This is a genomic window from Betaproteobacteria bacterium, assembly GCA_016709965.1.
Lineage (GTDB): Bacteria > Pseudomonadota > Gammaproteobacteria > Burkholderiales > Rhodocyclaceae > Azonexus > Azonexus amarohabitans.
The window spans coordinates 1,518,018-1,544,351 of sequence record JADJLT010000001.1 but is presented as its reverse complement, the minus strand read 5'-3'; the positions used below and the strand labels follow the sequence as shown (position 1 = coordinate 1,544,351).

The following is a 26,334-nucleotide window of genomic DNA, read 5'->3' as shown; positions in this document are numbered from 1 at the left end:
TGCATCAGAATCCAAATTGATGCACTTGGCGCGACATCTGACTATCCACATTTTCTGTGGACAAGTCTGTGCGTTGCCCGTTGGTAGTTGCCGATAAGACCTGTGTCGACAGGGAGTTAGGTCGCTTGCTTCAATTCTAGGCAATCGTGGCTTAACTGGCGGACGATAAGCAGATTGTGAAAAAATAGCTTGACGCAGACATGTCGATATAACTAAGATCGTCGACATGAGAAATGACTATTCGCGGACGATCCCTCCCCAGTGGCAGGCGATGTCCAAAATTTTTGTGGCACTGGGTGATGAGCACCGGCAGCGCATCCTGTTGCTATTCGAGCCGGGCGAGCGGCTAAATGTTGGGCAGATCGCCGAGGTATCGACGCTGGCGCGTTCAACGGTGTCGCACCACCTCAAGATACTCCATGAATCCGGCGTGCTGGGCTCCGAGAAGATCGGCAAGGAAGTCTGGTTCTGGATCAATCGCGACGCGTTGGGGCTGACGTTTTCGAACGTCCTCGACTACCTCAAGGAAAATTGCTGATGCGCAAATTATTGCGGCCGCTGTTGCGCGGCCTTGCCCGCTTGCTTTTTCGCGTCGAAATGTCGCATCAGCAGGCCAATTTCAATCATGACCGCCTGCTGATCGTCGCCAATCACCAGTCTTTTCTCGATGGCTTGCTGATTGGGCTGTTCCTGCCGATCGATCCGGTCTTTGTCGTGCATACGACCATCGCCAACAGCTTTGCCTTCCGCATCCTGCTGTCGCAGGTGGATTATCTGGCGGTCGACCCGAGCAGCCCGATGGCCATGAAAAAAGTGATTCGGCTGATCGAATCCGGCCGGCCAGTGGTTATCTTCCCGGAAGGGCGGATCACGCTGACCGGCTCGCTGATGAAGGTGTACGACGGCCCGGCCTTCGTCGCTGCCAAAACTGGCGCGACGGTGGTGCCGGTGCGGGTTGATGGTGCCTCGCGCAGCTACTTTTCGCGCCTTTCCGGCAAGCATCCGCGCACGCTGTTCCCAAAGATTCGTCTGTCCATTCTGGCCGAACGGCATTTTCCGATGCCAGCGGGAGCAACCGCCAAGCTGCGCCGCCGCAAGTCTGGCGAGCAGATGCGCAAGCTGATGCAGGAAATGATTTTCGCCTCGCGCCCGCAGCAAACGCTTTACTCGGCCCTGTGTGATGCAGCCGAAATATTTGGTCGGCGGCGCCGGCTGATTGAGGACGTCAAGCAGATCGAATACTCCTACAACGATCTGTTGAAGATGGCCCTGGTGCTCGGTCGCCAGATAGAGCGCGTGTCGCAGCCAGGTGAAAAGATCGGCCTGTTGCTGCCCAACCTGGTGCCCACTTTGGGGCTGATTTTCGGGTTGACCGCAAGACAGCGCGTTCCGGCCATGCTCAACTACACGGCGGGCGTCGAAGCCATGCAGGCATCCATCGACGGTGCCGAACTGAAGACCATCGTCACCTCGCGCGCCTTTGTCGAGCAGGCCAAGCTGGCCGACAAGCTGGCGGGCCTGAACGGCGTACAACTCATTTATCTGGAAGATGTCCGCGAACAGATCGGACTCGGCGACAAGCTATGGCTGATGGGCTACGCCATCCATTTTCCGCGTGCCTTCGCCTTGCCGAGCACACCGGAAGACCCAGCCGTGGTGCTTTTCACCTCCGGTTCTGAAGGCAAGCCCAAAGGTGTCGTGCTGCCGCACCGGGCGATCCTCGCCAACATTGCACAGATTTGCTCGGTCATCGACTTCTCAGTCAACGACAAGGTGCTCAACGCGCTGCCCATCTTTCATTCCTTCGGTTTGACGGCCGGTGCGCTGCTGCCGGTGCTCAACGGCGCCAGCCTCTTTCTCTACCCGTCGCCGCTGCATTACCGGGTGATTCCCGAGCTGGCCTATGACCGCGGCTGCACCGTGTTGTTCGGTACTTCAACCTTCCTCGCCAACTACGCCAAGTTTGCCAATCCCTACGATTTCTATCGCCTGCGCTATGTCGTGGCTGGCGCCGAGAAGCTATCGGCGGCTGTGCGCGAACTGTGGTTCGAGAAGTTCGGCCTGCGTATCTTTGAAGGCTATGGCGCCACGGAAACGGCGCCGGTGCTGGCCGTCAACACGCCGATGGCCTACCGAACCGGCACGGTCGGCAACCTGTTGCCGGGCATCGAACACAAACTGGTGCCAGTGCCGGGTATCGACTCGGGCGGCATCCTGCACGTGCGTGGTCCTAACGTCATGGCCGGCTACCTGAAAGCCGACAAGCCGGGTGTGCTGCAGCCGCCGGTGTCGGACATCGGCGAAGGTTGGTATGAAACCGGCGATATTGTCGAGCTGGACGAGGATGGCTTCGTGAAAATTGTCGGCCGGGTCAAGCGCTTCGCCAAGATTGCCGGCGAAATGATCAGTCTGGAAGTGGTGGAAAAACTGGCGACGGCGACCTCGCCGGACCTGATGCACGCCGCATCCAGCCAGCCCGATCCGGCCAAGGGCGAGGCGCTGGTGCTGTTTACTACCGACGCTGCACTGACCCGCGAACGGCTCGCCGCCAAGGCGCGTGAAACCGGCGTGCCGGAACTGGCCGTGCCGCGCAAGATACAAACAGTGGCGGCGCTACCGCTGCTCGGTACCGGCAAGGTCGATTACGTGAGCCTGAAACATCTGGCGGAGGCGGTATGAGTGCGCGTCAACATGCCTTCCACGGTCAACCCGAAAAAATGCGCAAAAATGAAATTTTCCAGGGGGCCGAAAATGCGGCTTGCCGTGGGGGCAAGTACCATGAGTGATATGTTCAACCCCGGCCGTCGTCGCCTGCTTGGCGCGCTGGCCGGTGGCGCGGCGCTGTCGGCGGCGGGTTGGGTGTCCGCCAAGCCGCTGCTGGTCAACAAATGCCGGGTTGCCATCCCGACCGGGTTGATCGATAGCTCGTGGCTGCAACAGGCGTGGGCGGGTATCGATCCGGCGCAACTTTGGGATTGCCACGTCCATCTGGCCGGCATTGGCGATGGCGGCAGCGGTATTGTGGTCGGGCCGCAATTGTCCTCGGTGCTGCATCCGCTACATTACGCCCAGCGCCTGTTCTACATGAATGCCGGCTGCGCCCACGATGCGCCGGGCAAGGTCGATCAGGCTTATGTCGCGCGCCTGCTCAACCTGTGCGACGCGATGCCGGAAGGCTTCAAGGTCATGCTCTTTGCTTTCGAGCGCTTTCACGACGGCAAGGGCGACACCCATCCCGAGCATTCGGCCTTTTACGTGCCTAATGCCTGGGCGGCCAAGCTGGCGCGGGATTTTCCGGCGCGCTTCGAGTGGGTGGCCTCCCTGCATCCTTATCGTGCAACGGCGGCCGATGACCTGAAACAGGCCATCGCCAACGGCGCGCGCGCCATAAAATGGCTGCCGGCCGCCATGGGCATGGACCCGGCCGGCGCCAAGTGCGATGCCTTCTACCGCGTGCTGGCCGAAGCAGGTACGCCGCTGATCGTCCATTGCGGCGAGGAAAAAGCCGTCAAGGGCAGCGACACGCAGGCTTTCGGCAACCCGCTGCGCCTGCGACGGGCGCACGATGCCGGGGTGAAAGTGGTGGTCGCCCACTGTGCTTCCCTGGGCGACGATCTCGACGATGACGGCAAGGCACGTCCCAGCTTCGAGCTGTTCCTGAGGTTGATGGCTGAGCCGCGCGCCAAGGGGCTACTACATGGTGACATTTCGGCGATCACCCAGCGCAACCGGAAGCCAGCCCTGATCCGTACGCTGCTCGAACGTGGCGACCTGCATGACCGCCTGCTGTATGGCTCCGATTACCCGTTGCCCGGCATCGTGCCGCTGACCTCAAGCACGGCAATGGCGCGAGACGGCCTGCTGCCGAAAGCTGCGGTCAGCGATCTCAATATCCTGCGCCAGCACAATCCGCTGCTCTTCGACTTCACTCTCAAGCGCCTGCTCAACTGGCAGGGCCATTCCTTTTCACCGGCGGTTTTCAACACCCGTCGTCTCTTCGCTGCGAGCCAAGCATGAGCGGTCAATTCGGACTTTTGAAAACCCGCCGATTTGCGCCGTTCTTCGTCACCCAGTTTTTAGGCGCCTTCAACGACAACCTGTTCAAGAACGCGCTGGTCGTGCTGCTGACTTTTCAGGCGGCAAGCTGGACGACGATCAAGCCGGAGCTGTTGGCCAACATGGCTGCGGGCATCTTCATCCTGCCGTTTTTCCTCTTCTCGGCGACGGCTGGGCAACTGGCCGACAAGTACGACAAGGCGATGCTGGCCCGCCTCGTGAAAGTGCTGGAAATGGTGATCATGGGTGTCGCTGCCACGGGCTTCTTCCTGCACAGTCTGCCGGTGCTGATGGGCGCGCTGTTCCTGCTCGGTTGCCATTCGACGCTGTTCGGGCCGGTCAAGTACGCGATCATGCCGCAGCACCTGCACGTGGAAGAGCTGGTTGGCGGCAATGCGCTAATCGAGGCCGGCACCTTCGTCGCCATCCTGATCGGCACGCTGGCTGGCGGCTTGCTGGCTGGTTCGGTCGAGCATCCAGCGTGGATTGCGGTGGGCGGATTCGTCGTTGCGTTGGCCGGCTATCTGACCAGTCGCGGTATTCCGAGCGCCCCGGCGCCAGCGCCGGAACTGCAGGTCAATCTCAACCCGCTGTCGGAAACTTGGCGCAATATTGCCTTCGCCAGACAGAACCGCACGGTTTTCCTGTCCATCCTCGGCATCTCGTGGTTCTGGCTCTATGGCGCGCTGTTTCTGGCGCAGTTTCCGGCCTATGCCAAATTCGTGCTGGGCGGTGGTGAGTCGTCGGTGACGCTGTTGCTGGCGATCTTCACCGTCGGTATTGGCATTGGCTCCATGCTCTGCGAGCGCATGTCCGGCAAGCACGTCGAAATCGGCCTGGTGCCTTTCGGCTCGATCGGCCTGACGTTGTTCGGACTGGATGTCTATTTCGCCTCGCCGACCGGGCTGGTCGGCACGACGCCGCACGAACTGCTCGCTCTGCTCAGCATCCCGGCCGTCTGGCGCGTGTTGTTTGATCTGATGATGCTCGGTGTCTTTGGCGGCTTCTTCATCGTGCCGCTCTACGCGCTGGTTCAGCTACGCAGTTCGCCCGACCATCGGGCGCGCATCATCGCTGCCAACAATATTCTCAACGCGCTGTTCATGGTCGTCGGTGCGCTGGGGGCGGCCAGCCTGCTGGGCGCCGGCTTGTCGATGCCGGCCTTGTTTGGCCTCGCCGCGCTGCTCAATGCGCTGGTGGCGATCTACATCTACAGGCTGGTGCCGGAGTTCCTGCTGCGCTTCATTGCCTGGCTGCTGGTCAAGGCGGTCTATCGGCTACGCACAGAGGGCTTGCAGCACATTCCGGACGAAGGCCCGGCCGTGCTGGTGGCCAATCACGTCAGCTTTGCCGACGCGGTAGTGATCATGGGTGCTTCGCCGCGTCCGATCCGTTTTGTGATGGATCACCGCATCTTCAAGTCGCCAGTGCTCGGTTTCGTTTTCCGTCACGGCGGCGCCATCCCCATCGCGCCAGCGAAGGAAGACCCGGCGATGCTGGAGGCTGCCTTCGCCGAAGTTAGCAAAGCGCTGGCTGACGGCAATCTGGTCGGCATCTTCCCGGAAGGCAATATTACCAATGACGGTGAGTTGCAGCCTTTCCGTTCGGGTATCACGCGCATCCTGGCCGACAATCCCGTACCGGTCGTGCCCATGGCGCTATCCGGTCTGTGGGGCAGTTTTTTCTCGCGGGTTGACGGTGACGCCATGAAAAAGCCGTTCCGCCGCGGGTTGTTCTCGGACATTGCGTTGCGCGTCGGGGCGCCGGTAGCGCCAGCCGATGTGACGCCAGACGGTTTGCGCGCCCTGGTTGCGCGGCTGCGGGGCGACGTCCGATAAGGGCGGATGGCGGGAAGGCGGTTTCCGTCACCTCCGGCTCGGCTAGTTCTTGTCGGCGGCGTCGGGTTTTCCTGGCGGAGCCTCCGGGGTTTTGGGCTCGGTTTTCGGTGGTGTTGCCTGTTCCAGTTCCGGTTTAGGTGTGCTCGCCGTTTTGGGTTTAATGGTGAGCGCGTGGTCAGTCTTCAGCGTGGGGGTTGCCTCGGGCGGCGGTGCCGAATCTGCTTTGGGCTTGGTTGGTGCCACTGTTGCTGCAGGGGCCGGCGTGCTGGCTGGCTTGGCATCGGACTTGGCACCGGATTTCGGTGTGGAGACCGCTTCAGTTTTATGGGGCGGCGCAGGTGTCGGGTTCGGCTTGGCGGGCATGGTGGATTCAGCGGGCAATGTCGACGCTGCCGCCGTCTTGGGCGTCGGCGCCCCGTCCTGCTTGCTTGCAGCCTCCGGTATTTTTGCTGGCTTCTGCGTGGCGGTGGGTGGCTTGGTCGCAGGGGGCGCTTCCTGAGCTTCCGGCGCTTTTGGATTTTCGGCTGAATTTCCGGTTGACCGCGACGAATCGTCTTCCGCCGGCGTTTTGACCGGCCAGCCGCCCGGGCAGGTGTTATCGCCGATGGATTCCATATGTGGCAGCAGGATCGGCCCCATGGCCTTGATGATCTGAACCGGCAGGGCCGAGGTGAACCGGAACTTGCTGGCATCCGGTCCCATCACGTAGGCAGTGAGCGTGCCGAAGTGGTGGGGACCAATGTAGAAGACAAAGGTGGCCGTACGGTTCTGGGCCACACCGCGGCCGGCACCCTTGCCGAGCACGATGCGGTTGTCGCCGGTTCCGGTCTTGCCGCCGACCGCCAGCGTTTTGCCGTCGGCCGATTTGAAGGCGCCAGACAGGCGCCGTGCCGTGCCGCCTTCAACCACTTCCGACAGCGCATTGCGCAGGGCTTCGGCTACTTCCGGTGCCATCACGCGCTCGCCTGATCCCGAGGCGCCGGCAAAGTGCGTTTCGTAGGGCGTGCCATTGGCGAAGCTCAGGCGGTCGATGCGCCGGGTCGGCTGACGGATGCCATCGTTGGAAATGATGCCCATCAGTTCGGCCAGCGCGGCCGGGCGATCGCCCGAGCTGCCAAGTGCCGTGGCCAGTGACGGCACCAGATGGCCGAATGGATAACCGAGCCTGGCCCAGCGACGGTGGATGTCGAGGAAGGCTTCGACTTCCAGCATCGTGTAAATACGTGAGTCTTGTGCGCCCTTGAAGCGGGTGTTGAACAGCCAGCGATACACCGCCTGCCGCTCGGATTTGCTGGCTGTGACCAGTTCGCTCCAGCTGGCTTCCGGGTGGCTCGAAAGGTAGCCGACCAGCCACAGTTCGAGAGGATGCACGCGGGCAATATAGCCGCGGTCAGGCAGATCGAAGGCCTCGGGAGCGTAGCGCGTGTAGAGGCTGGCGCTTTCGGTTGCCGTCAGCTTTTCGTTGCCCAGTCGCTCCCGCAGGAAGGCTTCCTGCGCTGCCGGATTGGCCTGCGGTGACAGGTAGCGGAAGACGGCGGCGAGACGGCTGGCGCTCGGGCGCAGGCCGTCGAGGAAGACATCCCGGATATCGCTGGCCGATTTGCCACGGTATTTGTGCCAGAAACGGCGCAGGAAAACCTGCCCCTCCTTGTCGGCAAAGCGCGCCAGATAGTCGGCTCGCCGCGGATCATCGGCCTGCTCCAGAACATGGGCAGAGCTGCCCGGTACCTGGTACATGGCGTGGCGCACGATGTCGCGCATCAGGCGCACAAAGGGCAGGTTGATCGAGCCTTGCAGCGCTTCGCGTATGGTGGGCGTGCGTCCGTCGTCCTCGTGGCGGAAGTTGTTGAAGTTGTGGGCGCCGCCACCGGTGAAGAAGGTCTCACCCGGGCTGGCCGAGTAGCTGCGTGCCAGCGCGGCCTGCAACATGGCCGGCAGGCTGCGGTCCTTGGCATGGCTTAGATAGTCGATGGCCCATTGGGTCAGCCGGTCGCGTTGTTCCACCGGCACCTTGCGCAGTTCTTCGGGCGGCTGCGCGTTGTAGCGCTGGTGCAGTTCGGCAATGATTTCGAGATAGGTCGAGAGCACGCGCAGCTTGGCCGTCGAACCGAGTTCCAGCTTGCTGCCTTCGTTGATGTCGAGCGGCTGATCGGTGGTGTCGGTCTGCACACGCACGCGGTTGCCGGCTGGCGTGCTTTCGACCAGATTGAAGCTGTAGCGCACCTGCCCGAGCGTGCCCGGATCAAGCATGCGGTCACCGATCAGACCGGCCTGGTGGGCAGCATCCGGCTGATCGAGGTTGCCGAGAAAGACACTGACTTGTTGCTGCAGCTTTCCATCCAGGGTGGTGGCGATATCTGCGTCGAAGCGGTCCAGGTCGTACAGCGAGGCGCCGAGGACGCCGGCCAGGCGATTGCGCACTGCCATTGCGCCCTTGCCGGCATCGGCGGGCAACAGCGCGGGGTTGGTCTGGTGGTTGCGGAAAGTGAGCGGTTCGCTGAGCGCGGCATCGCGTAGCGCTGGTCCGATCAACCCGTGTTCGGCGAACAGACGTACGTAACTTTCGGACAGGCTGCGCAAATCGTCGTGGCCCTTGGCTGACAGATAATAGGTTGGCCGGCGATGGGCGATCATCAGCGCCACCACCTGGCGCAAGGTGCGTCCTTGAGCAACCAGGCGTGCGCCGCTGGCCTCAGGTTCGGCAAGCAGGGCGTTGGCTTCGCTGAAGTCGCTGCCGAACCACACCCACAGGCCATCACCCAGGCCATTGACCTCACCGAAAGCGGGCGCAGCCGATAGCGGCACCGTATTCAGGTAGTCGAGCAGCAGGCGGCGACGCGCCGGCAATGTTTCCTCGCTGTCATGATAGGCACGGACACTGGCCGAGATCATCTGGCGCAGCTTTTCGTGGGCGTTGGGCGTCACGCCATCAGGCGAGTGGCGGAACTTTTCGATCTGGGTGGCCAGCGTGCTGCCGCCGGGGGCGTCGAAGTCTTCGTTGACCAGACGCCCAACGCGGCCGATCACGGCACGGGCGAAACGTACCCAGTCCACGGCAGGGTTCATCGTTGGCCGCGATTCATCCAGCAGGTCGCGGTTTTCGATGAACATCAGCGCCTGTGCGACGCGATTGGGCACCGCAGCGAAATCGGCATAGGCGCGATAGGGGTAGCGAAATTTGTAGAGTGCATCGCTGTGGCAGTCGGCAATGGTCAGGCCGGCGCCGGTCTTTTCGGTATAAGGCGGGAAATTGCCCTTGTCGACGTAGCTCAGCAAGGCGTCAGAGAAGCTGGCCTGCCGGGTCACGCTATAACCCTGCTCAAGCAGTCGGGTGGAGATTCCGGGCAGTCGGCTATAGCCCATGCGCTCATCGAATGGTCCGTGGGCCGGGAAGCGGATGGACTTGCTCGGCCCGTCCACCATGCGGTAGTCGAGGGTCGATGCGAAATGAAAGAGGTAGCGGGACTGGAAGCGCGAAGTTTCGATTTCGTCGGCGACGAGCAATCCGAGGCCGATCAGTGCTGCAGCCATTACGCCAGCGATATGCCAGCGATGGCGTTGAAAATAAGTCATGGACGGTGGAGCTTTGTTATGTGGAGTTGCTGTTGGGGGTCAAGCGCTAGTATATCGGCGCCGTGCCGGTTTGCGATGTCTTATGAATGCGAGTTGAATGTTTTTGCTATCGTGCAGCCATCATTTTGATGCTTGCCGGGTTCGCTACTCTGTTCGGGAACAGACAGATACCGCCGCGCGCTTTGTCTCATAATTGATGTGAGTGATCAAACCGGATCGAAAGGCATGACATGGCTAGACGCATCAAGAAGACGGCTTTGAGCCGATCATTCCAGAACGTATTCAAGACAATGACGCGGACGGCGATGCGGGCCGGTACCAAAGTGATCAAGGAGAGCTTGCGAGCTGCGCCACTGGCCGCCAAGCGCAAGCCCGCCAAAAAAGCCATGGCGCCATCAGCCAACTGGATGAGCGGCATGGCCATCGGAGCCGCCGGGCCTCGCCGTTACTGGCTCTACAAGCCACCGGGTGTGCGCCGCAACGAGAGACGACCCTTGCTGGTCATGCTGCACGGCTGCGGGCAGGATGCAGAAGCGCTGGCGGTCAGCAGCCGGATGAACATGATCGCCGCTCGCGAACGCTTTTTTGTGCTCTATCCCGAGCAGGACCGCCTGTCGAATATGCAAGGCTGCTGGAACTGGTACGACACGCGTACCGGCCGGGCGCAAGCCGAAGCCAATTCGATCAACGCCGCCATCGAACAGATCTGCCTGACGCAAGCCGTCGATCGCAGCCGGATTGCGCTCGCCGGCATCTCGGCCGGCGCCGGTATGGCCGTGCTGCTGGCCACCCACCATCCAAAGCTTTTTCGCGCCATCGCCATGCATTCGGGCATCGCGCCAGGCGTCGCACATTCATCGGCCAGCGCCATCAAGGCCATGTTCGGACAAAGCGTGACAACTTCGCCCCTGCCGCCGGTTCCGCCCGATGTGAGACTACCTGCGCTATTGGTCATACACGGCGCCATGGACCATGTCGTAGCGCCGGGGAACGGGCGGGAGGCGGCCATGCGCTGGGGCGAGCGGGTCGGCGCAAAAGCCAGCAAGCCGCGCAAGGTGCAGCGCGGCGCCCGTTACGCAGCCAATATTACCGACTATCGAAAAAGCGGCCGCCTGATCGCGACCTTGTGTGAAATCGACAGGCTCGGGCACGCCTGGAGCGGTGGCGCCGCCGGGCAGCCTTACAGTGATCCGAAAGGGCCGGATGCCTCGCGGATGATCTGGTCGTTTGTTGCGAAGCAATTCGCCAAGGCGGCTGACTAATGAAGGGCAGGCTTCTCTCTCGCCAGCTGGCGATGCAGTAAGCGCTGGCAGATCGTGTTCTGGGAGGGAAAATATTGCTGCGTCGGCAAGCTTATGGTCCCAACTCAACAAGGTAAGGATGTGTTTCCAAGGCCCTGATCGGGCCATGCCGAATGGCTGTTGGGCAGCCCAAAGCGGGCATACCGAAATTTGGAAAGCGGACTTAGATCGTGGAGGTCACCTGCGCTGCTTAGCGTTTCGCTTAGGCCCGGTGGGGTTCCGTGTTAGCTTCGTGGTTGCGCATCTTTGTCAATTACACACGACCGAATGAATTGCTGCCCTAGGTCGGTAACGGCTAGACGAATCTTCTCAACCTCGACTGTTCGGCCCTCAATTTTTCTTAAGTCTTCAATGATCTCCTTGATTTGCGGGTATTCCTCTATGCGTGCGTACAGCGCCTCACTTTGGATACGCAGCATTGTTTCAATCCTGACGAGGCCTAAGCGCTCCAAATTGTCGAGGTAATTTGCGGTAAGTGTTGGAAACTGACATTGGGAGTCTATGCCTATAAGCGAGACATGCCGGTTCGCGACCTGAAAGCTGCCATCAGCATTTGAAACTGATTTGATATTCACAAGCGCGGAAAATGGCGTTGCTGCAAAGAACCTCATTATCCGGGCCTCGTCAGGGCACATGTTCTTAATCATGTCTACAAAGCCTGGATGGGCGCGATATGCGGTGGCCTTGTCCATAGAAGTGGCAAGTAAATTCGCATATAACTCTGACAATCCATCTTCTGTTCCGGTGTAACGTAACGCGTCAATTGCCGGCACTGCGATATGCGCTTTGGGTTGCTGAATGTCTTCAGGCGGGATAGCTTCCAATTTTTTTGCGACGCGGTCTCTCACAAAGTCCCGAATCTGTTCTACACCTCAGATCAAACCTTCGACTGGTATCAGTGCTGCGTTAACAGCCTTGGCGACAACTTGAAGTCCCTTCCCAATTTCCTTTGCAGCCGGTTGAACAGCGTCTTGATAGACAGGCACCTACCTTATCGACGATTTCTCCAATCGCTTTGGCGATTTCGGTAACAGACCCAGCCTTTTCGTCATCAGCCACCAAGAATCTCCCGCAAGATTTTGAATGACATGGAGATTATCCGACGCGGCTCTCCTTATCAATCAGAAATCATACGGACAGATCCAACGTCCGCTATGCGGGGCTTTCTTCAGGGACCGGTTATGGCCGTTATGCAAAGCTGATGATTATGGAAAGTGGCCTGTTTTAGAGGACGCCAACCGCCACTGCTGAGCGGCTGGTGCCATTTTTTCGCTTCACATAATCAAAGCCTTCTTAAGAAGGCGAGCAGCGAGTCAGGTGCCGTATAGCGCTGGATCTTGGCCGCAGGTTCGTGGAGTCTGGCCAAGGCGCGCTCCTTCATGGCCAAGTCTGCCTCGACGTACTGATGCGTGGTCAGGGGACTTTCATGACCCAGCCAAAGTGCGATGACGCTGATGTCGACGCCGGACTGCAACAAATGCATTGCCGTCGTATGCCGGATCACGTGCGGAGATATATGCCGATTTGCCAAACTCGGCTGGGCCGATGAGGCGGACTGAACGGCCAAGGTCAATCGCAGGGTCACGTTGGCACGCGTCATCACGTGGCCGTTGCGATTTGGCAGCAAAGGTGATGCCGTGTCGAACGGTGAATTCAACCGCAACCAAGCCCGCACCGCCTTCACCGTCGATTGCCAGAGCGGAACGCTGCGTTGCTTTCGACCCTTCCCATGCAGATGTACACACGCGGCGCTGTCGTCGTGTACGACATCACTGACCTTGATACCGATCATCTCCGACACCCTGGCGCCGGTGTTGTACATCAGCAGAAATAGCAGGTGATCACGCTGACCCAACCACGTTCCATTGGGCGATCCAATCACGGCCAACATCTCTTCGCGGGACAGATAGCCAAACATCGGGCGCTCAAAGCGTTTCACAGGAACGCCCAGTGCGCGTTCAATCACCTGCATTGACGATACATCGCGATGGGCAGCGAACTTCAGGAAGGATCGTAGCGCGGCCAGTCGCGCATTGCGACTACGCACTGAGTTGTGCCGCTGACGTTCCAGATGGTCGAGGAACGCCATGAGCAGGTCGGGCGTCACGTCCGCCAGTTTCATGTCTGTTGGCGACTTGCTCAGCCGGGATTCTGCAAAGGCGAGAAACAACATGAAGGCATCACGGTAGGCCGCAATGGTTTGCGGACTGAGGGCCCGCTGTTGAGTCAGGTACTCGGTGAAATAGGCTTGGACCAGTGCGGCAAATGACGGCGGCTGTTTGGATTCTTTAAGCATCGCCGTCTCCTTCACAATTGGCGAAGCGTTCGAACTTGCCGCCGGCCAGTGCCATCAATTCCGGAACAGCCGTGAGATACCAGTAGGTGTGAACGATCTTGGCGTGCCCAAGATAGGTCGACAAGGCCAGCATCATCTGCTCGATATCAGTGCCCTCGGCATGCCAGAGCATCAAACGCCTGACGGCAAAGGTGTGCCGTAAATCATGAAGGCGTTGTGAGTCATGCGCCCCACGATTGACCCAACCCAGACTGTCACGCAGTGCGTTGAAGACACGATGGGCTTGGCGAGCACCAATTGGTTGCCCCAGGCGTCGACCACGACTGCCGATGAGAAACGGCATTTCTTTCGTCGTGGAAACATGCCTGGCGCGCAGCCGCCGGTAGCGCGCTAAAGCAGCGACGGTACTGGGGTGCAATGGCAACTGGCGCGACTTGGCAAACTTGGTTTGCCGCACGGTCAGCATCCCGCGAGTGAGGTCAACATCGGCATCGCGCAGATGAATCGCCTCGGATACACGCAACCCGGTGGATGCCATCAGGCCGAACAACGTCTCGTAGGTGTCTGGACGTACGCTGCCCCGTGGGCCAAGCTTGCGGGCAGCGGCCAGCAATTCCATGATCTCCGCTTCATGGTAAATGTGCGGGGCCACGCGTCCTGCTTGCGGACCGAAGGTCCGTTCATCGGGTACTTCGGTATCCTGCTCGAACTGCTTCAGATAGAGGATGAAATGCCTCAGTCGGGCAAGGCGAGCGGCCCAGGTAGCGGGCGTGCCTCGCTGCCACTTGTCCTGTCGCGCCCAAGCCATCATCAGGTCGATCGTCAGCGGCCCGCGATGGCCCTGAGCAGCAACATAGTTGGCAAAGCTGGTCAGGAATGTATGGCGCGAGTGCACCTGGAATCCCAAGCGGTGCCGTTCAGCAACATAGTCGTCGATGCGTTTCTGCAAGCCAATTCGCGCACTCATGATGTACAACCCGGCCACGGCAACGCAACGGCGGCTAGCTTGGGTGTGTCGAGCTTGGCGTAGATAAGTGTCGTGTTCAGCGAACGGTGGCGCAGCACGTCGGCCACTTCCTTGAGCGAACTGCCGTTCTCGACCATACGACAGGCCACGGTGTGCCGAAGTGCATGTCCGCTGCTGTGCATCAGACCCGCTCGTTGGCAGGCGTGCTTGAGCACCTTCTGGACCGCCATCGACGTCATGACGTGATCTTGTGCGTCGAGTTTCCGGACAAAAACGGCAGGATGAGGGGTGAATGGACGCTCGTGTTGCAGATAGTCAGCCAGTGCTTGTCCAGTTTCCATGGGCAACGGCAGAACGTCCTGTCGTAGCGACTTGGTACCTTTCAACGTGACAGTGCCGGCATGCCAGTCGATGTCATTGATCTTGAGGTGGGCGATCTCGCCGGCACGCAATCCCAAGTCCAAGGCAAAGCGCACGATGGCGTAGCTGCGTTTCGGCCAACGATAGGCGGTTGTACAAGACGTCAGCAAGCGCTCAACTTCTTCCGGCGTCAGGGCCCGTGGCAATGTCGCCAAACTCCAGTGCACCGGGTTCTGAATGACCGCAAGCAGTGCGCCAACCTGGTCGCCGCAGGTGGTTCGGTAACGCAAATAACTTCGCAGTGCCGCTGCCAGTTTCGATGCTTGGGACGGCGCCTGGTATGCATCAAGTTGGCTGGCAAGAAATTCGCGAATGTCATCCGGTCGCAGTTTGGCGATCTCGATAGGTCGCTTTGCGAATTTCCGGTGCAGTAAACGTCCCACGATACGGGTGCAGTGCTTGCGGGTGCCAGCGGCCAAGCCGCGCACATCACGAAGATGTACGTCGTAGCGACTCAGCTCTCTGGTGATGTGGCCCGCCATCGCCGCCAGTTGCCGTGCGCCTGACGCGGAATGATGCTCGGTCGTGTGGTTCATAATGGTCTCCTGAAGTGGGACCACCACTTCAGACGACCGCATAAATTATGTCGAGAACTCGACTACATGAACCTTTGCCGATTCCCTTGTTACCTACCTCTTGGCCCTACCTGTCTCGGCCACTTTCCATAATCATCAGCTTTGCATAACGGCCATTATGAAAAGCTTTCCATAATGGCCGGAATCTGCCTGATGGCAGGTAATAACATATCGAGCAGGCATCAAGGCGGCATCGCATCGCAACCTGAAATATTTCATTTTCGGTCATTTTTTCCGGTCAACCGCAGCAATCGCCCCACCGTTAAAATGGCGGACTTTTCTCCCGATTCGATTCGCCATGACGACTGCTGCCCAGATTCCCGCTGATCAACTTGCCAAACTGGCCAATGCCGATACCCAGCGGCTGGCTGCGCGGATGGCGCAGGATGTTTTTGCCGGGGCGTTTCGCCAGGCGGCGACGGCTGATGCGGCGCCGGATGTCGGTGTACTGGGCGAGGTGGCGGCCCATTGTTTTGACTGGTGCCAGGCGGCGGCCAGCGATGAGGCGCGGGCCTTGCGCCTGGCCATGCTGATCAGCGGCCTCGATCAATGGGGGCTGGCATATACGCAGGCCTTCAACCTTGATGCGATTCACTCGCTGACGGCGCTGATCGGCGGCTTGCGGACACGCCTGGATGCGCGCGATGACATGCTTTTCCAGCAGTATTTCGCACAGATCGAAGAAGTCGAGTCCGATGCCATCGACTTCAAGGTCGATCTGCGGCGCGGCATTCATCTTGCGCTGTGGCACGCGATGGCGGCGTGCGAGACGGCGGAGCAGGTGCAGGGCATTGTCCAGCCACTGGGCAGTATGATGCTGGCGCTCAATCAGCAAATGCCCGAGCTGGGCTGGCGTCTGCTGGCCGATGCGCTGGCCAATATCCAGATCGGCCTGCTTTCCGATATTGCGCCGAAATCGCCGATGGCGCAGGAGGGCACGCAGCAGCTTTTCGCCTCGCTGCGCCATGCCCTGCCGCAGGAGCGCTATCAGGCCATCCTCGCCCATGCCGGGCAGGTGGTGGTGGCCTGGCAGCAATCGGTGCGGCTCAGCGCCGGCTGATCATACTGCCGACGCGAGTCAGCGTGAGGTTCTGCGTGCGCTTCGCCTTCCTGGTTGGCGGGGAATGACGCGCCCGGCACGGCTCATGACATCGGCGCCGGGTATGCAAGGTAAAATGACATCCATGAACTGGCCAGCCCTCAAGGAAAAACTCGATCTCTACGAAAAGCTGATGCGGCTCGACAAGCCGATCGGTATTCTGCTGCTGCTCTGGCCGACGCTGTGGGCCTTGTGGCTGTCCGCGCTGGGCAAGCCGGAGTGGATCGTGGTCTGGGTTTTCGTGCTGGGCACCGTGCTGATGCGGTCGGCCGGTTGCGTCATCAACGATTACGCTGACCGCGATTTCGACAAGCATGTCGAGCGAACCAAAGAGCGCCCGCTGACTGCCGGCAAGGTGACGACCCGCGAGGCGCTGGCTCTCTTTGCAGCGCTTTCACTGTGCGCTTTTGCGCTGGTCCTGCTGCTCGGCCGGCCGCTGGTCATCTGGCTGTCGGTGCCGGCGATCTTCCTGGCTGCCAGTTATCCATTCACCAAACGTTTTTTTGCCATCCCGCAGGCTTATCTCGGGATCGCTTTCGGTTTTGGCATTCCGATGGCCTATGCGGCTCACCTTGATGGCGTACCCGCCGAGGCGTGGTGGCTGCTGCTCGCCAACGTCTTCTGGGCGGTGGCTTATGACACCGAATACGCCATGGTCGACCGCGAGGATGACCTGAAAATCGGCATCAAGACTTCCGCCATCACCTTTGGCCGCTTTGACGTGGCGGCGGTGATGGCGTGCTACGCGGCGACCTTGCTCATCATTGGTGGCGTTGGTCATTCACTGAACATGGGGGCGGCTTTCTACGCAGGGCTGCTGGTGGCGGCGGGCATCATGGGGGTGCATTACACGTGGATTCGCGGCCGCGAACGGATGCCGTGCTTCAAGGCGTTTCTGCATAACAACTGGGTAGGTGGCGCCATCTTTGCCGGTATCGTTGTCGATTTTCTGGTGTCTGGAAGGACTCTTGGATGAAAAATTTCATTTTTGCCCTGTTTTTCCTGTCGACCGCGGCAACGGCCGACGATGCGCGAGAATGGGTTAAATTGCCGGCGCCGGCCCAGGAAAGCCTGCGTCTGGAAATGCTCGACAATCTGGTGGCGGTCAACGAAGTGCTTTCACTGATGGCCGCCGGCAAGGTAAAGGAAGCCGGCGAGGTGGCCGAATCGAAACTCGGCCGCTCGGCCATGGGCAAGCACCGCGACAAACCGTTTGACGCCCGGCCCGGCCCGCACATGCCACCGGCCATGCACGGGATCGGCATGGATGGCCACAAGGCGGCCAGCGAATTTGCCGCGGTGGCCAAGGGCGGTGATCGTGACAAGGCGCTGGCGCTGCTGCCTAATTTGACCTCGGCCTGCATCGCCTGTCATTTCTCATACCGGACGCGATGAAGCCGGCGCGCCTGATTCTCGGCCTGACTTGCGCTGTTCTCGCATCGGGGGCGCTCGGCAAGACCGAGAGCGCGAAGAAGTCCCCGCAAAAGCCGGTGGTGGCTCGCCACTCGCATGCGAAAGCGGCCAAGCCCGTAAAGCCGGGTAAAGCGGCGAAGCCGACGAAGCCGACGAAGCGCGTGGTCAAGCCGAAAAAGGCCCCTGTCGTTGCCGAGAAGCAGCCCAAGCCTGCGCCAAAACTTCCCGCCATGACGGACAAGTTTTTACCGAAGGTGATCGAAACACCCAAAGATAATCGTGAGCTGGTGAATATGCCTTCACCGGCACGCCTGGCCTTGCGGGCCGAGATGCGTGACCGGATGGCAGCCCTCGATTCTGTCCTGCAGCTGATGAATGCGGGCAAAACCAAACAGGCCGGCGAGATCGCCCAGAATCGGCTCGGCGTGGCGGTCTGGGGCAACCACCGCCGGCTGCCCAGCGCAGCGCAGCCCGAACCGTATATGGCTGCAGAAATGCAGAGCATGGCCTTTGAAGGCTACAAGGCCGCCAGCGACTTTGCCACCGTTGCCCTCACCGGCGACCAGGCGACCGCCACCGCATTACTGCCGCAATTGACCGGCAGTTGCGCCCAATGTCACAAGGCTTATCGAATCCGATGAAATATCACGATCTGCGCGACTTCATGTCGCAACTGGAAAAGACCGGTGAACTGAAGCGCGTCGGTGTCGAGGTCGATACGCACCTTGAAATGACCGAAATCTGCGACCGCGTGCTGCGGGCGGAAGGGCCGGCCATTCTGTTCGAGAAGCCGACGACCGGCGGCAAGCGCCACGATATGCCGGTGCTGGCCAACCTGTTCGGCACGCCGAAACGGGTGGCGCTGGGCATGGGCGAGGAGTCGGTTCAGGCGCTGCGCGAAGTCGGCAAACTGCTCGCCTACTTGAAGGAACCGGAGCCGCCCAAGGGGCTGAAGGATGCCTGGGACAAGCTGCCGATTCTGAAGCAAGTGCTCAACATGGCGCCGAAAAAAGTGTCGAACGCACCCTGTCAGCAAGTGGTGTGGGCGGGCAAGGATGTCGATCTGTCACGCCTGCCGATCCAGCATTGCTGGCCGGGCGATGTAGCGCCGCTGATTACCTGGGGCCTGGTCGTCACCAAAGGCCCGCACAAGAACCGGCAGAATCTGGGCATCTACCGTCAGCAGGTGCTCGGGCCAAACAAGGTGATCATGCGCTGGCTGGCGCATCGTGGCGGCGCGCTGGATTTTCGCGAGCATCAGCTGGCTAATCCCGGCCAGCCTTTCCCGGTGGCGGTGGTGCTCGGCTGTGACCCGGCGACCATCCTCGGTGCCGTGACGCCGGTGCCCGATTCGCTGTCGGAATACCAGTTCGCCGGTCTGCTGCGCGGCGGCAAGACCGAGCTGACGCAATGTCTTGGTTCAGGCCTGCAAGTGCCGGCCTCGGCCGAAATCGTGCTGGAAGGTGTCATTCATCCCGGTGAAATGGCGCTCGAAGGGCCGTACGGCGACCACACCGGCTACTACAACGAGCAGGCCGAGTTTCCCGTATTCACCATCGAGCGCATCACCATGCGCCGCGACCCGATTTACCACAGCACCTACACCGGCAAGCCGCCCGACGAGCCGGCAGTGCTCGGCGTCGCGCTCAACGAGGTCTTCGTGCCGCTGTTGCAGAAGCAGTACCCGGAGATAGTCGATTTCTACCTGCCGCCGGAAGGCTGCTCGTACCGGATGGCCATCGTCAGCATCAAGAAGGCTTACCCCGGCCACGCCAAGCGCATCATGTTCGGCATCTGGAGTTTCCTGCGCCAGTTCATGTACACCAAGACCATCATCGTGGTGGACGACGACATCGACATCCGCGACTGGAAGGAGGTGGTGTGGGCGATGACGACGCGCATGGATGCGATGCGTGACACGACGCTCGTGGACAACACGCCAATTGATTACCTCGATTTCGCCAGTCCGGTCGCCGGCCTCGGTTCCAAAATGGGGCTGGATGCGACCAACAAGTGGCCGGGTGAAACGACGCGCGAATGGGGGCGGCCGATTGTCATGGATGACGGCATCAAGAAGAAAGTGGATGCCATGTGGCAGGAGCTGGGCCTTTGAGCCTGACGGTTGAAGTGCTCGATTTGTCCGACCTGAAGCAGGCCGAAATCTGGTTGCAGCTGCTCGATCATTACGCCAGCGACCCGATGGGCGGCGGCGATGGCCTTTCCGATTACGCCAAGCTGCATCTGGTCGAAACCATCCGGCAAGTGCCGGGTTTTCACGGTGCGCTGGCCTGGCTCGATGGCGAGGCGGTCGGGTTGATCGACTGTTTTGCCGGCTTTTCAACGTTCGCCGCGCGGCCGTTGCTTAACGTGCATGACATCGTGGTGCATCAAAGTGTGCGCGGTCGCGGCATTGGTCAGGCGCTGTTGGCCTGGGCCGAGGCGCGGGCTGGCCAGCTCGGCTGCTGCAAGCTGACGCTGGAAGTGCTATCCAACAACGCCAGAGCAATGGCATCCTATGTGGCGTTCGGCTTTGCACCCTACGTGCTTGATCCCCAAGCCGGCAATGCGTTGTTGATGCAGAAATACCTTTCCGAGGACTGAAACATGCAGGAACCTGTGCCGCCACCAAATTCCACCCCCGATGTGCAAGGTGTCCGCGCCTCGCTGGTTCAATTGACGCATTTCATTTACGGGCTGCACGCCATTGCCGTGCTGGTCGGCATTACCTCGGCGGCGACGGTGGCCGGTGGCTTTGTCTTTGGCCTGCCATCGCTGTGCGCGGTTTTTCTCAACTATCTGAAGCGCAGCGAAGTTAACGGTACCTGGCTCGAAAGCCATTTCCGCTGGCAGATCCGCACCTTCTGGTTCACCTTTCTCGGCATGGTCTTCTACGGCCTGCTCATCATCACCATCATCGGCATTCCGCTCGCGTGGATACTGATTGCGATTCTCGGCCTGTGGGTCGGCTACCGCGTGATTCGCGGCTGGATAGCGCTGTTCAACGAGCGCCCGATCGGCGTTTAGGCGGGTAAATTCGCTATTACTGGTGCCAGATTTTTGGTGGCGACCAGTGCACATGGACTGCCACGGTCAACCGGAAAAAACGCGGGAAATTGAAATTTTCCGGGTGAGCGTTTTTCGGGTGGCTTTCAGGTCAGCATCGGCCCCAGGAGGGCGACGGCCACCGTCAGCGCGCCCAGCAGCAAATTGAAGGCGACCAGCGGGCGGATGCGGTTCATCGCCGCACCAGCTGTCGGCCAGTCCTGCGCGGCAACGCCGGCCCGCATGCGCTGAAAAAGCAAACCGTAGATATAGACAAATATCCCGCTCATGACCAGTCCGCTGGTCAGCATCAGGTGCCATGGCCAGGGGGCATGCACCATGCCGACCGGCAGGATCAGGCCGAGGCCGGACAGCAGGATGGCGCCGACGGCAACGGCCACCGATGAGAAAAAGCGCCCCAGTACCCCGGCCAGCAAGGGCAGGCGCTGCGGTGGTTGCAATTGCGCGGCCGCTTCCGGGCGCAGGCAGAAATGGGCGAAGAACATGCCGCCGACCCAGACGATGACACCGGCGAGATGAATGAAGAGGAGGAATGAGCGCATTTTTGTTTCCCGGAAAGCCCCATTTTAGGCCATTCGAGTGGACTGCCCCCGGCAGAATGGCCGTTGATTGCGTGCAGCCATTGAAGCGCGAATCTGCGCGGATTGACGCAGGTCGATCAATCGCCATTGCGGGCTGGCCTAAGTATGGTTTGCGGTAGTCGGGGATGCGGCTTCTTCGCTGGCGAGCGGTGCATGCTTGGGGATCGTCACCACGAACTCGCAGCCATGGCCTTGCTGCGGCCGGCCTTGAGCGATGGCGCCGCCAAGCAGCTCAGTGACCATGCGCTGGACAATATGCAGGCCAAGCCCGGTACCGCCTTCGCCTCGGCGTGTCGTGAAGAAGGGGTCCCAGATCCGCTCCCGCAGGGGTTCCGGTATCCCCTTGCCGTCGTCAGTGACGGTCAAGGTAATGGAGTCGCTGGCCGGGGTGGTATGCATCGAAATCTTGATGACCCCTGATGCATCGGTGTTGAAGGCATGGACGAGCGCATTCTGCACAAGGTTTTGCAGGACCTGACCCACAACACCGGGGTAACTGTCCAGTTCGATATCGGCTTGAAGGTCGAGCGCAACTTTAACTGCGCCATTCCTGATCTGGCTATCCATCAGATGGATCACGTCGCGGACGACTTCGTTGGCGACGAATACGCGACGCTCGGCGCCGGCCCGGTCGCTGGCAACCTGCTTGAACTGACGAATGATTTCGGCGCCGCGCGAGAGGTAGCGTGAGGTCATCGCCAGGCCATCGTCGAATTCCGTGGAAAGGCGCTGTACGTCGGATTTTCGAAGCCCTGCTTCCATGGCTGTCTTGAACTGGGCCAGCGCTTCCGAAAGTCGGTCGAGGGTCAGCATCGCTGCGCCCAGCGGCGTATTCAATTCGTGGGCGACGCCGGCCACCATGAGGCCGAGCGAGGCCAGGCGGTCCATCCGGAGTTGCTGTTCCCGAGCCTGCTGCAGCTGGTTCCGGCTGTCGATCAATTCAGTGACGTCATGGACGATGACATAGAATCCCTCGACCGACTGCTCGACCACATTGGGCAGATAGTGTGCGATGGAGTGGCGGATACCCTTTCCATCCGGTCGCGGTATGTCGCGTTCGAAGGTTTGTACCTCGCCCTGTAGCGCCCTGCTGATATAGGGCATATTGCGTTCGTACAGGCTGTCGCCGAGAAGCTTTCGGATGTGCGTGCCATACAGGTCGCGTGGCGATACGCCGAACCATTCCAAGTAGGCCCGGTTCGCGAAACGGTTGATGCAGTTCCGGTCCCAATACGCAACCATCGACGGCATGGCATCCAGGACAGTATGCAGCGCGCTGCGCGCCTCTTCCAGTTGCGCCGTTCGTTCGGCGACGCGTTGTTCGAGTGTTGTGTTGAGGTCATTGATATGGCGTGCTGCCAACTGTTGTTCAGTAACATCGTGTACGGTTTTGGAGGCCCCTACGATCTGCCCGTTCGAGTCGAAGATCGGCGATATCGATACGGAAACCTCAACCTCACTGCCATTCTTGCGTTTGCGCCGGGTGATGAAGTTGGCGATTTTTTCACCGCGCTGCAGTTTCGCAAGGATGGCCTTCTCATCTTCTTGCAAAGAGTCGGGAACGATCAGGCTGGCGATTGAATGTCCGATGGCTTCCGCGGCAGGGTAGCCGAACATTTCTTCGGCCGCTCGGTTCCAGCTTGAGACAATGCCTTCGATCGATTTGCCGATAATGGCGTCGTTCGAGCTTTCGACTATCGCTGCGAGTTTGATCTGGCTGCCGAGCAACTGTGCCCGACGTTTGCGGGCCAGCAGAAAAAGGTTGGCTGAGAGGAGTGCACCGGTGAGTGCCAGGGCAATGAGGAGGCCCACCATTTTGGGGGCCACATGATTGAGGCGTTCGAAAAATGCGGGGGTAGCGTGCATGCTCAGCACCCATTCGACGCCGAATAGCCTGATGGGACGCGTCGTCGACATATTGCTGCTGGACGGCGCGAAGCCCGGTGTTTGATAGAAACGCTTCGCTGCGCCGTCTTTATTCAGGCTGTCGAGCGAGAAGGAGATTTCCTGGGCGTAAAGGTCGACTTTGGCGAGCACTTCGTCGATCAGAAGTGGGCTGAAGCTCAGTCCGAAGGCGGCTGCCCGGCGCGCCTGCGGAGAGTCGAGCAGCTTGCCCGTTCGGTAATTGGGGCGAAGCAGCAGGAACGCGGATTCCTTCTTGCCGCCGGCCTGAACTAGCGTGATGGGTTGTGTGAGCGTCGGCTCGCCGGACTCGACGGCATTCTCGGCGGCTTCGCGCCGGTTGGGTTCAGACGCAATGTCAAGGCCTTCGGAGCCCAAGTTGTTCGACTCCGGATCGATGTATTGGATAACCCAGCGTTCGGCCGGGTTGGGTTCGATTTCGCGCAGGGTGAAGGCGGGGCGGCCATCGCTGCGTGCGGCAGCGATGAAGGATGCCGTTTCTTCGGCAGGGACACGCCTGATCACGCCAAAACCTCGCGCGCCGGGAAATTCGCTCTCGATGTTCCTGGCGCGGCTATAACGGGCGAAGTGCTCTCGAGAGAAGCGGTCGAAACCAACGGCCTGAATGCTGGCACTCAGGCCGCGCAGGCCGTACTGGTAGAGGTTCATTCGCTCGGCGATCCGACGGGCGACACGCGTTGTAATTTCGTCCATGCGCGCCCGGGCTTCCGTATCGTTGATGCGCCGGGTAATTTCTGTGCCAAGCAGGGCAAGCGCCAGAATGATTGCCAGCAGGACAGCGTTGATCCCCATGGGAAGGCCTGTCGGCACACGTGTGCCTGCGGTTGATCCCTTTGGGCGGTCAGCGGCGGAAGGCGATGAACTCATCGAGGCTTATGGCTCGCGCATAGTGCCAGCCCTGGGCCTGCTGGCAACCGCGGGCCAGCAGCCAGTCGGCCTGTGCTGCGGTTTCGACACCTTCGGCGATGACCGTCTTGTTCATGCTTCGGCCAAGATCGATGATCATTCCCGTCAGGCGCTGGCTGGTGGTTCCGGATTGAAGCCTGGAGATAAAGCTGCGATCAATCTTGATCCGGTCATGCGGTAGTTCCATCAGGTAGGCCAGGGAGGACATCCCGGTGCCGAAGTCATCGATCGCAACAAGTCCACCTGCCTTACGGAACTGATCCAACTGGCCGCAGATGCGGTCAAAGTGGGTCATTACCGCGGTTTCCAGTACCTCCAGTTCGATACGTGACGGCGGGATGCCGGCTACGTCGCATCGTGCCAGCAGCGCCCGGACATAGTCTTCGTTTTCGAATTCGCGTGGCGAGACGTTAATACTGAGCCTCACGTCTTCGCGCCCGGCGTGGGCAAGTGCTGACAGCGCGGCGAAGGTCTGATCGATGACGGCTTGGCCGATCTTGTGGATAAGTGCCGATTGTTCGGCGATTGGAATGAATTCTGATGGCGGGGTGGCATGCCCCGCGTGGTTCCAGCGTAGTAATACTTCGCCGCCGATCATCCGGCCGGTGGTCAAGTCGATCTGTGGCTGGATGAGTGTGGTCAATTCGTTGCCGCATAGCGCCTGAGCAAGCTTCGAGCTGATCGCGAAGCGCCGTTTGGCTTCGACTTCCAGGGACGGATTGTAGCGCTGGTGACTGCCTGGGCCATTGGCTTTGGCCGCTCGCATGCTGGCATTGGTGGCGCGCAGAACCTCTTCTGGCGTACTACCAGCCGCGGATAATGGGACAAGGGCGTAACAAGCTGTAATCAGGTATTCGTTTCCGTCGACGGTCAGGGGTGCCGCGAAAATCGGCTCGGCGGATTCAAAATCGACCAGCTCAGCAGGCCCGATCACATAGAACAGGTCTGGGGCGACACGTGCGACAAAATGTGGCGGTGGGAAGACTTTGAGGACTGCATCGCGAACAGCGATCAGTAGCTGCGATGCATGTTCGCTGCCAAAGGCCGCATTGATGCCGTTGAAATTGTCGATATCGATATTCAAGAGGTTCTGTGGCGCCGCCTCCGGGTTATCGATTGCTCGCTGAATTTCCCGCCGAATGGCGTTGCGGTTTCCGATGTCGAGAAGCGGGTCGACGAACGCCTGGCGTTCCAGGCTGTTAAGCAGCTTGGCTGTGCCGAATCCGCGTGCCGCAGTGTCGATGAAGACCTTGATCAACTCGTATTCGGTTTGTTGCAACTTCCGGCCGGTGGCGACGTAGACAGCGTAATGCTCGAAAGTCAGATGCGGCGGAAAGAAAAGCACGCTGCCGTTGCGGGTGTTGACGTCGTGTTGTTGATGCAGGGCGGTGACGAGAGCATCGGAAATCTCCCGGCTCTCCAACTCCGCGAGCGTCGCACCGACGAGCGTAGCCAGTCGGCCGGCGGCACCGATGATATGAATTTGCCTGGAATCGATTGTGGCGGTAGGTTGGGATTGAACGCAGACGATCCCTTCGGGTGGCAGTGACAGCATGCGTGTAATTTCCTGCAGCACGATATTGGCAATTTCCTCGGGCTTTCGCTTGGCGACCAGGCGGTTGGAGGTTTCGAGTATCAGATTCAGGCTGCGTCGCGCAAAGCTGATGGCTGCGATGTCGCGATAAGCACGCAAGGAGCCGGTAAGGATGTTCTTGATACCGCGCCGATTGATGTCCGATTTGAGGCAATAGTCCGACAGATCGTAGCGACTCATGACGGAATCGATCGGCGCGAACCCCGGTTGTCCGGTCAGGAGGATGATCCTCGTATCAAAATGGCCCAGCATTTCGCGGATGGCCTTGGCCAATCGCAGGCCGGCATCTTCAGTCTCCATGACTACATCGGCTATGACGACAGAATATTCCGGTCCCTTGGCCAGCAAGCGTGCCGCCTCTGCCATGCTATAGGCTTGGGTCAGCATGATCGGACGTTCAAGCAGTGTGGCGTCCTTCAGCGAGAAAGCGAGTGCAGCCTGAAAATCGGCATCATCGTCGACGGCGAGTATGCGCCATGGCGCACAAGTGGGTGTCGACGTGACTACTTCTTCGGAAAACTCCAGTAGGTCATCTTCGCTGGATCGGATGGGGGAGGAGTTCATGGTGCCTCAGGTTTTCAGCCGGGAAGGAAAGTTGCAAATCCGGCAGGTGCTAAAACCGATTGCTTGGTGAGACGAGTCTAATTCAGATTTTATTTTTGTGCTATATCTGGTTATTGATAGTATTGACAGATTTAAGGCCGTGAAGTAGCGCAGTCAGGCGTCGCT

Annotated in this window: 20 protein-coding genes; 12 read left to right on the top strand and 8 right to left on the bottom strand. The window is 60.0% G+C overall.

All coding sequences use genetic code 11. The features are described 5' to 3' along the window. Window positions 1-226 precede the first annotated feature (226 nt). From IPJ12_07640 to IPJ12_07625, 4 genes are all read left to right on the top strand, one after another. The gene (locus IPJ12_07640) at window positions 227-538 is read left to right on the top strand and encodes a helix-turn-helix transcriptional regulator (GenBank protein ID MBK7647014.1); all 312 of its coding nucleotides are present in this window, start codon (window positions 227-229) and stop codon (window positions 536-538) included. After that, complete coding sequence (aas, locus tag IPJ12_07635; GenBank protein ID MBK7647013.1) at window positions 538-2,679, top strand: bifunctional acyl-ACP--phospholipid O-acyltransferase/long-chain-fatty-acid--ACP ligase; 2,142 nt, start codon at window positions 538-540, stop codon at window positions 2,677-2,679. Before IPJ12_07640 ends, aas begins: the two co-directional genes overlap by 1 nt. Window positions 2,680-2,787: 108 nt before the next feature. Then, the gene (locus tag IPJ12_07630; GenBank protein ID MBK7647012.1) at window positions 2,788-4,017 is read left to right on the top strand and encodes an amidohydrolase family protein; all 1,230 of its coding nucleotides are present in this window, start codon (window positions 2,788-2,790) and stop codon (window positions 4,015-4,017) included. Next, entirely contained in the window at window positions 4,014-5,894 is a 1,881-nt protein-coding gene (locus IPJ12_07625; GenBank protein MBK7647011.1) for an MFS transporter, read from the top strand. The genes IPJ12_07630 and IPJ12_07625 overlap by 4 nt, the downstream gene beginning before the upstream one ends. A gap of 42 nt (window positions 5,895-5,936) precedes the next feature. On the opposite strand, the gene IPJ12_07620 is transcribed toward IPJ12_07625, so the two are convergent. Then, window positions 5,937-9,467 carry a transglycosylase domain-containing protein gene (locus IPJ12_07620; protein ID MBK7647010.1) on the bottom strand — a complete coding sequence of 1,177 codons (3,531 nt, stop codon included), beginning with the start codon at window positions 9,465-9,467 and terminating at the stop codon, window positions 5,937-5,939. A gap of 230 nt (window positions 9,468-9,697) precedes the next feature. Here IPJ12_07620 and IPJ12_07615 point away from each other — a divergent pair, with 230 nt between their 5' ends. Further along, window positions 9,698-10,729: a prolyl oligopeptidase family serine peptidase gene (locus tag IPJ12_07615; GenBank protein MBK7647009.1), complete on the top strand. Its 1,032-nt coding sequence runs from the start codon at window positions 9,698-9,700 to the stop codon at window positions 10,727-10,729. Window positions 10,730-10,992: 263 nt separating this feature from the next. On the opposite strand, the gene IPJ12_07610 is transcribed toward IPJ12_07615, so the two are convergent. The 4 genes from IPJ12_07610 to IPJ12_07595 form a co-directional block, all read right to left on the bottom strand. After that, window positions 10,993-11,592, bottom strand: coding sequence for a DUF4393 domain-containing protein (locus tag IPJ12_07610; protein ID MBK7647008.1), 600 nt, complete (start codon window positions 11,590-11,592; stop codon window positions 10,993-10,995). A gap of 458 nt (window positions 11,593-12,050) precedes the next feature. Further along, window positions 12,051-13,064 (bottom strand): site-specific integrase, encoded by a 1,014-nt coding sequence (locus tag IPJ12_07605; GenBank protein ID MBK7647007.1) that lies wholly within the window; start codon window positions 13,062-13,064, stop codon window positions 12,051-12,053. Continuing rightward, a complete protein-coding gene (locus tag IPJ12_07600) occupies window positions 13,057-14,031 on the bottom strand; it encodes a tyrosine-type recombinase/integrase (GenBank protein MBK7647006.1) in 975 nt (324 codons plus the stop codon). The genes IPJ12_07605 and IPJ12_07600 overlap by 8 nt, the downstream gene beginning before the upstream one ends. Then, window positions 14,028-14,987 (bottom strand): tyrosine-type recombinase/integrase, encoded by a 960-nt coding sequence (locus IPJ12_07595; GenBank protein ID MBK7647005.1) that lies wholly within the window; start codon window positions 14,985-14,987, stop codon window positions 14,028-14,030. Before IPJ12_07595 ends, IPJ12_07600 begins: the two co-directional genes overlap by 4 nt. A gap of 337 nt (window positions 14,988-15,324) precedes the next feature. Here IPJ12_07595 and IPJ12_07590 point away from each other — a divergent pair, with 337 nt between their 5' ends. The 7 genes from IPJ12_07590 to IPJ12_07560 all read left to right on the top strand — a co-directional run bounded on the left by IPJ12_07590 (window position 15,325) and on the right by IPJ12_07560 (window position 20,562). Beyond that, a complete protein-coding gene (locus IPJ12_07590) occupies window positions 15,325-16,086 on the top strand; it encodes a hypothetical protein (protein ID MBK7647004.1) in 762 nt (253 codons plus the stop codon). Window positions 16,087-16,210: 124 nt separating this feature from the next. Continuing rightward, window positions 16,211-17,101 carry a 4-hydroxybenzoate octaprenyltransferase gene (ubiA, locus tag IPJ12_07585; protein ID MBK7647003.1) on the top strand — a complete coding sequence of 297 codons (891 nt, stop codon included), beginning with the start codon at window positions 16,211-16,213 and terminating at the stop codon, window positions 17,099-17,101. Continuing rightward, complete coding sequence (locus tag IPJ12_07580) at window positions 17,098-17,520, top strand: cytochrome C (GenBank protein MBK7647002.1); 423 nt, start codon at window positions 17,098-17,100, stop codon at window positions 17,518-17,520. The genes ubiA and IPJ12_07580 overlap by 4 nt, the downstream gene beginning before the upstream one ends. Further along, entirely contained in the window at window positions 17,517-18,179 is a 663-nt protein-coding gene (locus IPJ12_07575) for a cytochrome c (protein ID MBK7647001.1), read from the top strand. The genes IPJ12_07580 and IPJ12_07575 overlap by 4 nt, the downstream gene beginning before the upstream one ends. Next, window positions 18,176-19,651 (top strand): 4-hydroxy-3-polyprenylbenzoate decarboxylase, encoded by a 1,476-nt coding sequence (ubiD, locus tag IPJ12_07570; protein MBK7647000.1) that lies wholly within the window; start codon window positions 18,176-18,178, stop codon window positions 19,649-19,651. The genes IPJ12_07575 and ubiD overlap by 4 nt, the downstream gene beginning before the upstream one ends. An 86-nt stretch (window positions 19,652-19,737) precedes the next feature. After that, entirely contained in the window at window positions 19,738-20,139 is a 402-nt protein-coding gene (locus IPJ12_07565) for a GNAT family N-acetyltransferase (protein MBK7646999.1), read from the top strand. 3 nt (window positions 20,140-20,142) lie between these two features. After that, entirely contained in the window at window positions 20,143-20,562 is a 420-nt protein-coding gene (locus IPJ12_07560) for a hypothetical protein (protein MBK7646998.1), read from the top strand. Between the two features lie 125 nt (window positions 20,563-20,687). On the opposite strand, the gene IPJ12_07555 is transcribed toward IPJ12_07560, so the two are convergent. From IPJ12_07555 to IPJ12_07545, 3 genes are all read right to left on the bottom strand, one after another. Beyond that, entirely contained in the window at window positions 20,688-21,143 is a 456-nt protein-coding gene (locus tag IPJ12_07555) for a CopD family protein (GenBank protein MBK7646997.1), read from the bottom strand. Between the two features lie 138 nt (window positions 21,144-21,281). After that, on the bottom strand, window positions 21,282-23,915 hold the full coding sequence (locus IPJ12_07550; protein MBK7646996.1) for a CHASE domain-containing protein: 2,634 nt from the start codon (window positions 23,913-23,915) through the stop codon (window positions 21,282-21,284). Window positions 23,916-23,946: 31 nt separating this feature from the next. Continuing rightward, window positions 23,947-26,169: an EAL domain-containing protein gene (locus IPJ12_07545; protein MBK7646995.1), complete on the bottom strand. Its 2,223-nt coding sequence runs from the start codon at window positions 26,167-26,169 to the stop codon at window positions 23,947-23,949. Between the last annotated feature and the right edge of the window lie 165 nt (window positions 26,170-26,334).

Coding starts and splice junctions, on each gene's coding strand:
- IPJ12_07640 (MBK7647014.1), top strand. CDS start 227: ATGAGAAATGACTATTCGCGGACGATCCCTCCCCAGTGGCAGGCGATG.
- aas (MBK7647013.1), top strand. CDS start 538: ATGCGCAAATTATTGCGGCCGCTGTTGCGCGGCCTTGCCCGCTTGCTT.
- IPJ12_07630 (MBK7647012.1), top strand. CDS start 2,788: ATGTTCAACCCCGGCCGTCGTCGCCTGCTTGGCGCGCTGGCCGGTGGC.
- IPJ12_07625 (MBK7647011.1), top strand. CDS start 4,014: ATGAGCGGTCAATTCGGACTTTTGAAAACCCGCCGATTTGCGCCGTTC.
- IPJ12_07620 (MBK7647010.1), bottom strand. CDS start 9,467: ATGACTTATTTTCAACGCCATCGCTGGCATATCGCTGGCGTAATGGCT.
- IPJ12_07615 (MBK7647009.1), top strand. CDS start 9,698: ATGGCTAGACGCATCAAGAAGACGGCTTTGAGCCGATCATTCCAGAAC.
- IPJ12_07605 (MBK7647007.1), bottom strand. CDS start 13,064: ATGCTTAAAGAATCCAAACAGCCGCCGTCATTTGCCGCACTGGTCCAA.
- IPJ12_07600 (MBK7647006.1), bottom strand. CDS start 14,031: ATGAGTGCGCGAATTGGCTTGCAGAAACGCATCGACGACTATGTTGCT.
- IPJ12_07595 (MBK7647005.1), bottom strand. CDS start 14,987: ATGAACCACACGACCGAGCATCATTCCGCGTCAGGCGCACGGCAACTG.
- IPJ12_07590 (MBK7647004.1), top strand. CDS start 15,325: ATGACGACTGCTGCCCAGATTCCCGCTGATCAACTTGCCAAACTGGCC.
- ubiA (MBK7647003.1), top strand. CDS start 16,211: ATGAACTGGCCAGCCCTCAAGGAAAAACTCGATCTCTACGAAAAGCTG.
- IPJ12_07580 (MBK7647002.1), top strand. CDS start 17,098: ATGAAAAATTTCATTTTTGCCCTGTTTTTCCTGTCGACCGCGGCAACG.
- IPJ12_07575 (MBK7647001.1), top strand. CDS start 17,517: ATGAAGCCGGCGCGCCTGATTCTCGGCCTGACTTGCGCTGTTCTCGCA.
- ubiD (MBK7647000.1), top strand. CDS start 18,176: ATGAAATATCACGATCTGCGCGACTTCATGTCGCAACTGGAAAAGACC.
- IPJ12_07565 (MBK7646999.1), top strand. CDS start 19,738: ATGGGCGGCGGCGATGGCCTTTCCGATTACGCCAAGCTGCATCTGGTC.
- IPJ12_07560 (MBK7646998.1), top strand. CDS start 20,143: ATGCAGGAACCTGTGCCGCCACCAAATTCCACCCCCGATGTGCAAGGT.
- IPJ12_07555 (MBK7646997.1), bottom strand. CDS start 21,143: ATGCGCTCATTCCTCCTCTTCATTCATCTCGCCGGTGTCATCGTCTGG.
- IPJ12_07545 (MBK7646995.1), bottom strand. CDS start 26,169: ATGAACTCCTCCCCCATCCGATCCAGCGAAGATGACCTACTGGAGTTT.